The organism is Streptomyces sp. NRRL WC-3549, from assembly GCF_000721935.1.
In the GTDB taxonomy this organism is placed as follows: Bacteria; Actinomycetota; Actinomycetes; order Streptomycetales; family Streptomycetaceae; genus Streptomyces.
On the sequence record NZ_KL585423.1, the window covers coordinates 1,971 to 3,582 of the forward strand.

1 protein-coding gene and 1 pseudogene are annotated in these 1,612 nt (G+C 76.5%); both read right to left on the reverse strand.

Going from position 1 to position 1,612, the window contains the following annotated elements; genetic code table 11:
* Positions 1-1,010 (reverse strand): annotated as a pseudogene (locus IH13_RS0126405) (hypothetical protein); the annotation flags it as partial.
* On the reverse strand, positions 1,007-1,612 hold a 606-nt coding region (locus IH13_RS41260), incomplete at its 5' end, for a type VII secretion system-associated protein (RefSeq protein ID WP_158791308.1). The pseudogene IH13_RS0126405 and the gene IH13_RS41260, both read right to left, overlap by 4 nt.

The window sequence follows — 1,612 nt, forward strand, 5'->3', positions numbered from 1 at the left end:
CTCAGAGATGTGTATAAGAGACAGAGCCACTTCGGCGTACCGTCCGGCGCGGCCAGGACCGACCGTACGGAGTACGCCCCCAGCGGGCCGGCCGCCGCCACGAGGGGCAGCCCGGTCATCACCTCGACATCGATGTCCAGTCGGTCGCACACCGCCTGCGCCAACCGCAGCACGTCACGCCGCCCGCCGGGGGCGAGCCGTACGCCGGACCTGGTTTCCTCGGGCAGGGCCTCCAGCACCTCGGCGACCTCCTCGGCCGAGACGTCCTCACCGTAGGGCACACCGACCACCACGGCCGGGCGCCGGGGGTCGACCGGCACCGCGTGGTAGAGGTCGCCGGGCCGGCTCGGCGCGGCCTCGGCGGGGCGTACGAGCAGCCCGGCCGGGATCTGTTCCACCACGCTCCCGCCGGCCGTACCCGACGGCACATCGCGCAGCGCGGGCTGCCAGGACGGCTCCGGGCTCCGTGGGCCGAGCGGTTCCGGGTCCGCGCCCGGGGCGAACCGCCACCAGCCCCCGGAGGAGGCACCGGGCGGGACGAAGAGCGAGCCGCCCGGTACGACGAGGGGCGCCCCGTCCGGGGCCTTGACCTCGAACCCCCAGGCATCGGCGATCCGGCGCGCGGTCGCGGGCCGTTCCTTGGCGTCGTGCCCGGCGCCGGGCATGACCAGCCGTACGGTGTCGGCGCCCGACTCGCTCAGGGAGTCCAGCAGTTCGCTCAGTCTCGGCCAGAAGGCGGGGGTGTCCATCCCCTCGGAGCCGGCGATGACGGTCACGGTCCCGTCGTCCGTGCGTGTGCCGCGCGCCAGATCGGCGACGTCGGCGGGGGTGAGCGCGTTGTCCGAGGGAGTCCGGAGCAGCAGCAGGCCGTCGTGGTCCTCGACCAGGAGCGGTTCCGACGCCGCGTCCGGTCCTTCGGCGGCGGGTTCGGCGCCGGTACGCCGGCGCCCGGCCGGATTCGTGGACCGGTCACCGCGGCGGCGTGCGAAGGGACCACCCCAGCGCGTCACTGCCGGGCCCCCCTGCCGGCCGGGGACAGGGGCACTTCGGTGGTGTGGGACGTATCGGCCCAGCCGGTGCCTCCTTCCGTGTCGGCGCCGGCGGGTGCCGTGCCCGGGGACGCGGCGACGTGCGGGGAGGCCGCGTCCGTGGGCGCCGCGGCGCCCCGTGCCCGCTCCACCGGGTCCTCCACCCGCACCGCGTGGATGCGCGGGGTCCTCGTCTCCCCCGGTGCGCCGGCGTCCGCCGACCGGGGCTCGCCGCGCTCCTGGGCCGCGATCTCGTCGGCCAACGCCCCGGTCTCCATGACCATTCCGGCCGGACCGGTCGGGTTGACGTAGAGGGAGTGTCCCTCCGGCAGCCCTGCGACCACGTCGGCCACCGGGAGCAGCCGGGCGGCCAGCGTCCCGAGGCCACGGAGGTACGCAGGGCAGGTGAAGACCGGGACCACCGGCCCGCCCTCTGCCGACCGCAGGGCCGCCGGCTCGCCGTCGGCGCCGACGAGCACCGCGACCTTCGCGGCGGCGAGCGTGCGGAGGACCTCCCCGGCGGGGCCGTAGCCGGTCACGGCGCGCTGGATCGCGGACTCGACGGGGTCGCCGGCCCTGGGCCA